Here is a 6,483-nt window from a genome sequence, read left to right as displayed (position 1 = left end):
CATCGAGACCCACCAGGATCCTGACAATTCGACCTCGTCGGATGGTCCGAACATGCTGCCGTTAAAGGACATGCCAGCCCTGCTCGAGCGGCTGATGGCATTCGACCGTATCGCCAAGGCCCTCTAAGGCCGGACGCATACCCTGCCGACTGCCGGCGCTTGTGGAAGGCACGAGCCGGCTATACGCTTGCCTTTCAACTGAGCGTTTTGGCAGGAGGAAGCCATGTCCGTCGCCCGCGTCACCGAAATCACATCGTCGTCGAAGAAGAGCTTTCAGGACGCCATCGAACAGGGAATTGCGCGCGCCTCGAAAACCCTGAAGAACGTCGAGGGCGCCTGAATCCAGGACCAGAAGATCGTCGTCCAAGACGGCAAGATTGTTGCTTATCGCGCCAATATGAAGGTTACCTTCATCCTCGCGGAGTGACCGGGCGTCGCCGAAAAAGTCGGGAACCTTCGCCCGCGCCCCTCATTGTCCAAGTATGGTTCTAAACCACAATGAGGAGCAAAATCATGACAACCCAGACAGGTCACACCCAAGCCATCGCCGCCTCACGGGTCATCGGTACATCGGTCTACAATACCGAAGGCACGAGCATCGGAAGCATCGAGGATGTGATGCTCGACAAGATGACGAACGGCATCATGTTCGCGGTGATCGGTTTTGGCGGCTTCCTCGGCATTGGCGAAAAATATCACGCCATTCCGTGGGCGAGCCTCGACTATGATGAGGACAAGGGCGGCTACGTCGTGCCGTTTTCCAAGGAACAACTCAGGGCGGCGCCTGCCTATTCGATCAACGAATTGAGCGGGGCGGATGGCGAGGCGGCGCGCGACGAATCTTACAATTACTACAAGGTCACGCCTTACTGGCATTGACAGCAACGACAAAGCGGCCCCGTCGAGAGACGGGGCCGCTTTGTATTCTGGCTTATTCGCTGACGTGTAAGGGGGCCATCGCCTTCGGCGGCGACTGCTGATTGTCGCACGACGTCAGGAATGCCGCCGCGATCAGGAACAGACTCACGATACCACTCAACTGGGACATGGCGAAACTCCTCCTGTTTCGCCCCGCGCGCTGCACCTTAACCGGAAGTCAGCCGACCGTACATGACTTATGATGACAGCGATTTGCGCTTCGTGAATCGTTCAGAGGCTGATGCCGCGGCAATAATTGCCGGCCGGCCGATTGCCTTTTGCAGCACTTTGGCTAAGACGTGCGGCATTCTTCAGATCAATCGGGGACATCGCAAATGACCGCCATCATCGACATTGTCGGGCGTGAAATCCTGGACAGCCGTGGAAATCCGACCGTCGAGGTCGATGTCATTCTCGAAGACGGCTCGATGGGCCGCGCGGCGGTGCCGTCGGGTGCTTCGACCGGCGCCCACGAGGCCGTCGAACTGCGCGACGGTGGCGCCCGCTATCTCGGCAAGGGCGTGCTCAGGGCCGTCGAAGCGGTGAACGGCGAGCTGTTCGAGGCCATCGGCGGCATGGAAGCCGAAAACCAGATCCATATCGACCAGACCATGATCGAGCTTGACGGCACGCCCAACAAGAGCCGGCTTGGCGCCAACGCCATTCTCGGTGTGTCGCTGGCGGTGGCCAAGGCGGCCGCCGATGCCGCCGGCCTGCCGCTGTACCGTTATGTCGGTGGCACCAAGGCGCATCTCCTGCCTGTGCCGATGATGAACATCATCAATGGCGGCGCGCATGCCGACAATCCGATCGACTTCCAGGAATTCATGATCCTGCCGATCGGCGCGCCGACGCTGCGCGAAGGTGTACGCTGGGGGTCGGAAATCTTCCATACGCTGCGCAAGAAGCTGAAGGATGCCGGCCACAACACCAATGTCGGCGACGAGGGCGGCTTTGCCCCGAACCTGAAAAGCGCTCCGGTGGCGCTCGATTTCATCATGGAATCGATCGAGCAGGCCGGCTTCAAGCCGGGCGACGAGATCGCGCTGGGCCTCGATTGCGCCGCGACCGAGTTCTTCAAGGACGGCAACTACGTCTATGAGGGCGAGAAGAAGACGCGCGATCCCAAGGCCCAGGCCAAATACCTGGCCAAGCTTGCCGCCGACTATCCGATCATCTCGATCGAGGACGGCTTGGCCGAGGACGACTGGGAAGGCTGGAAGTACCTGACTGACCTGATCGGCAAGAAGACGCAGCTGGTCGGCGACGACCTGTTCGTCACCAATACGGCGCGGCTGCGCGACGGCATCCGCATGGGCGTTGCCAATTCGATCCTCGTCAAGGTCAACCAGATCGGCTCGCTGACGGAAACGCTCGACGCCGTAGAGACCGCGCACAAGGCCGGCTACACTGCCGTCATGTCGCACCGCTCGGGCGAAACCGAGGATTCGACCATCGCCGATCTCGCAGTTGCCACCAATTGCGGACAGATCAAGACCGGCTCGCTGTCGCGCTCCGACCGCATGGCCAAGTACAACCAGCTGATCCGCATCGAGGAAGAACTGGGCAAGCAGGCAAGCTATGCCGGCAAGTCGGTGGTCAAGGGCTGATCCGGAAACACCGGCTCATCGATACCGGACAAAAGGGCGGGAGCATTCCCGCCCTTTTTTGTTTCGACGCCGCCCAACAGGTCACCCGTAACCGTCCGTTAAGCACAATCGGGCGAAAAAGATCGTGAGCCGCCTGAGTTCGCGGCCTAGAGCCGGATGATTTCAGGTCTGTTCGACCTGAAATCTGAATCCGACTCTAAATCAAAGAGATAGAGCATCGTCCGAAAACCGCTTCACACTTTTCGGCGTCATGCTCTAGAGGAATCGGGCGATGTGGACGCGTCAGCACAAGCAGAGAAACACCGGCCGGCTGATCATTCCCTCGCTTTGCGTGGCGTTCCTGGCCTATTTCGGCTTTCACGCCTATCACGGCGAATTCGGCATCTACTCGAAATATCAGCTGGAAGCCCAGACAGTTGCGCTGCAAGGCCAGCTCGATGCGATCAAGGCGCGCCGCATGGAACTTGAGCGCCGCGTTCGGCTGATGCATGAAGGCACGCTTGAGAAGGACATGCTCGATGAGCAGGCACGCAGGGCGCTCAATCTGTCCCAGGCCGACGAAATCACCATTATGTTGCCGACCTCGGCGAAATAACTGACTTCAAGTTAATCATCAATATTTTCAATGATTTTAATCGCTTAGGCGCATGCCAGCTATGCAAATTCGGCATGGCGCAACGCTTTGACGCGTGTTAGCCTCCCTAAAATCGGTGGGGAGGAGCTGATCTCCCCAGAGCAGATTTCATCCTGCTCTAATGTCCACAAAGAGACGCCAACAGGGAGTGATGCATGGCCACCGCCGCCAGAAAAGCGCCTGCCAAATCCAAATCCGACGGCAAATCGGGGCTTTCCGCCCCCAAGCCTGCCGAATTCACCAAGGACGAAGAGCTTGCCGCCTACCGGCACATGCTGCTCATCCGCCGCTTCGAGGAAAAGGCCGGCCAGCTTTACGGCATGGGTTTCATCGGCGGATTCTGCCACCTCTATATCGGCCAGGAAGCGGTCGTCACCGGCATGAAGATGGCGCTGATCGACGGCGATCAGATGATCACCGCCTATCGCGACCACGGCCACATGCTGGCGATGGAACTGTCGCCGCGCGGCGTCATGGCCGAGTTGACCGGGCGTCGGGGCGGCCTGTCCCGGGGCAAGGGCGGCTCCATGCACATGTTCTCCAAGGAAAAGCACTTTTACGGCGGTCACGGCATCGTCGGCGCGCAGGTGTCGCTCGGCACGGGTTTGGCCTTCGCCAACCGCTACCGCGACAACAACAATGTTTCGCTGACCTATTTCGGCGATGGCGCGGCCAACCAGGGCCAGGTCTATGAAAGCTTCAACATGGCCTCGCTGTGGAAGCTGCCGGTGATCTACATCATCGAGAACAACCGCTATGCCATGGGCACCTCGGTGTCGCGCTCTTCGGCGGAAACCAATTTTTCGCACCGTGGCGCCTCGTTCAAGATTCCCGGCATCCAGGTCGACGGCATGGATGTCCGCGCCGTCAAGGCCGCCGGCGACCAGGCGACCGAATGGTGCCGCGCGGGCAACGGGCCGATCATTCTCGAAATGCAGACCTACCGTTACCGCGGTCACTCGATGTCCGACCCGGCCAAATACCGCTCGAAGGAAGAAGTGCAGAAGATGCGCTCGGACCATGACCCGATCGAGCAGGTCAAGGCACGGCTGATGGAAAAGAAGTGGGCGACCGAGGACGAGCTCAAGACCATCGACAAGGAGGTCCGCGACATTGTCGCGGATGCCGCCGAATTTGCCCAGAACGACGCGGAGCCGGATCCGTCCGAGCTCTGGACCGATATCGTATTGTAACGGGAGGGCAAGGACATGCCGATCGAAATTCTCATGCCCGCTCTCTCGCCGACCATGGAAGAGGGCAATCTTTCGAAGTGGTTGAAGAACGAGGGCGACAAAGTCGTCGCCGGCGACGTCATCGCCGAGATCGAGACCGACAAGGCGACGATGGAAGTCGAAGCCGTTGACGAAGGCACGCTGGGCAAGATCCTGATCGCCGCCGGTACCGAAGGCGTCAAGGTCAATACACCGATCGCCGTGCTGCTACAGGACGGCGAAAGTGCCGGGGATATCGGCAAGGCCGCAGCGCCCGCCAAGGCGGAAGCGCCTGCAAAGGCAGAGGCTCCGGCGGCGGCAGAGGATAAGGCGGAGGCCGCAAAGCCGGATGCGCCGGTGGCTGCTGCTCCGAAGACGGAAATCGCCGCCGAGCCGGACATTCCAGCCGGCACGGAAATGGTCTCGACCACGGTGCGCGAAGCGCTGCGCGATGCGATGGCCGAGGAAATGCGCCGCGACGGCGATGTCTTCGTCATGGGCGAGGAGGTTGCCGAATACCAGGGCGCCTACAAGATCACGCAAGGCCTGCTGCAGGAATTCGGGCCGCGGCGCGTCGTCGACACGCCGATCACCGAGCATGGCTTTGCCGGCGTTGGCGTGGGTGCGGCGATGGCCGGCCTGAAGCCGATCGTCGAGTTCATGACCTTCAACTTCGCCATGCAGGCGATCGACCAGATCATCAACTCGGCCGCCAAGACGCTCTATATGTCGGGCGGCCAGATGGGCGCGCCGATCGTGTTCCGTGGACCGAACGGCGCCGCCGCACGCGTCGCCGCTCAGCACTCGCAGTGCTATGCCGCCTGGTACAGCCACATTCCGGGCCTGAAAGTGGTGATGCCCTACACCGCCGCTGACGCCAAGGGCTTGTTGAAGGCAGCGATCCGCGATCCGAACCCGATCATCTTCCTCGAGAATGAAATCCTCTACGGTCAGTCCTTCGACGTGCCGAAGCTGGACGATTTCGTGTTGCCGATCGGCAAGGCGCGCATCCATAAATCAGGCAAGGATGTCACCATCGTCTCCTTCGGCATTGGCATGACCTATGCGGTCAAGGCTGAAGCGGAACTGCGTGGCCTTGGCATCGATGCCGAGATCATCGACTTGCGCACGATCCGGCCGCTCGATCTCGACACCATCATCGCCTCGGTCAAGAAGACCAACCGCCTGGTGGTGGTGGAGGAAGGTTATCCGCAGAACTCGGTCGGCGACCATATCGCCAACCAGGTGTCGCAGCGCGCCTTCGATTTTCTTGACGCGCCGGTCATCACCATCGCCGGCAAGGATGTGCCGATGCCTTATGCGGCGAACCTCGAGAAGCTGGCGTTGCCGAATGTCGGCGAAGTCATCGAGGCGGTCAAAGCCGTCACGTATCGCTGAACCGGGCGGGAGGACAAAATGCCAATCAACATCACCATGCCGGCCCTGTCGCCCACGATGGAAGAGGGCAATCTGTCCAAGTGGCTTGTGAAAGAGGGCGACAAGGTTTCGCCGGGCGATGTCATCGCCGAGATCGAGACCGACAAGGCGACGATGGAAGTCGAGGCTGTCGATGAGGGCACGGTGGCAAAGCTGGTCGTTCCCGCCGGCACCGAAGGCGTCAAGGTCAACGCGCTGATCGCCGTGCTCGCCGGAGAGGGCGAGGATGCGGGCGCTGCCGCGAAAAGCGGCGATGCTGCCGCACCAGCCAAAGCCGAGACGCCGAAAGCGGAGGCTCCCAAGGCTGACGCACCGAAGGCTGAGACACCCAAGGCCGAACCGGTCGCGACCGCATCCAAGGCAGATGCGGCTCCGGTTGCCAACGGCCATGCGGCTGGCGAGCGCACCTTCGCGTCGCCGCTTGCACGCCGCATAGCCAAGGAGGCCGGTGTCGATGTGTCTGCCGTGACTGGCACCGGCCCACATGGCCGGGTGGTGAAGGCGGATGTCGACGCGGCGATTGCCGGTGGCGGTGCCCAGGCGGCGCCTGCCGCCAAGGCTCCTGCTGGCGCTCCTGCGCCTGCGATAAAGGCGATGTCGGATGATCAGGTCCTGAAACTGTTCGAACAGGGCTCCTACGACCTCGTCCCGCATGACAATATGCGCAAGACCA

Annotated in this window: 6 protein-coding genes and 2 pseudogenes; all 8 read left to right on the top strand. The window is 60.9% G+C overall.

Annotated elements, in window-relative coordinates:
* Positions 1–127: pseudogene (locus tag EOB49_RS38210) on the top strand (3-deoxy-8-phosphooctulonate synthase); the annotation flags it as partial.
* A 96-nt stretch (positions 128–223) separates the two neighbouring features.
* Positions 224–427: pseudogene (locus tag EOB49_RS32170) on the top strand (dodecin family protein).
* A gap of 86 nt (positions 428–513) precedes the next feature.
* A complete protein-coding gene (locus EOB49_RS32165) occupies positions 514–879 on the top strand; it encodes a PRC-barrel domain-containing protein (protein WP_127270592.1) in 366 nt (121 codons plus the stop codon).
* A gap of 374 nt (positions 880–1,253) precedes the next feature.
* The gene (gene eno / locus EOB49_RS32155) at positions 1,254–2,528 is read left to right on the top strand and encodes a phosphopyruvate hydratase (RefSeq protein ID WP_127273626.1); all 1,275 of its coding nucleotides are present in this window, start codon (positions 1,254–1,256) and stop codon (positions 2,526–2,528) included.
* Between the two features lie 271 nt (positions 2,529–2,799).
* A complete protein-coding gene (locus tag EOB49_RS32150; protein WP_127323087.1) occupies positions 2,800–3,123 on the top strand; it encodes a septum formation initiator family protein in 324 nt (107 codons plus the stop codon).
* 194 nt (positions 3,124–3,317) lie between these two features.
* A complete protein-coding gene (gene pdhA, locus EOB49_RS32145) occupies positions 3,318–4,355 on the top strand; it encodes a pyruvate dehydrogenase (acetyl-transferring) E1 component subunit alpha (RefSeq protein WP_127272717.1) in 1,038 nt (345 codons plus the stop codon).
* 15 nt (positions 4,356–4,370) lie between these two features.
* Entirely contained in the window at positions 4,371–5,771 is a 1,401-nt protein-coding gene (locus EOB49_RS32140) for a pyruvate dehydrogenase complex E1 component subunit beta (protein WP_127383343.1), read from the top strand.
* A gap of 18 nt (positions 5,772–5,789) precedes the next feature.
* Positions 5,790–6,483: biotin/lipoyl-containing protein (locus tag EOB49_RS32135; RefSeq protein WP_127383342.1), on the top strand; the 694-nt coding region annotated here is incomplete at its 3' end.

This window comes from Mesorhizobium sp. M7A.F.Ca.MR.148.00.0.0 (genome assembly GCF_003997735.1).
GTDB lineage: Bacteria > Pseudomonadota > Alphaproteobacteria > Rhizobiales > Rhizobiaceae > Mesorhizobium.
The sequence above is the reverse complement of the archived record's forward strand: the minus strand, read 5'-3'. Positions and strand labels throughout refer to the sequence as shown.

What these genes read in the sequence shown, in the direction of transcription:
- EOB49_RS32140 (WP_127383343.1), top strand. Translation starts at nt 4,371, where the DNA reads ATGCCGATCGAAATTCTCATGCCCGCTCTCTCGCCGACCATGGAAGAG.
- EOB49_RS32165 (WP_127270592.1), top strand. Translation starts at nt 514, where the DNA reads ATGACAACCCAGACAGGTCACACCCAAGCCATCGCCGCCTCACGGGTC.
- EOB49_RS32150 (WP_127323087.1), top strand. Translation starts at nt 2,800, where the DNA reads ATGTGGACGCGTCAGCACAAGCAGAGAAACACCGGCCGGCTGATCATT.
- pdhA (WP_127272717.1), top strand. Translation starts at nt 3,318, where the DNA reads ATGGCCACCGCCGCCAGAAAAGCGCCTGCCAAATCCAAATCCGACGGC.
- eno (WP_127273626.1), top strand. Translation starts at nt 1,254, where the DNA reads ATGACCGCCATCATCGACATTGTCGGGCGTGAAATCCTGGACAGCCGT.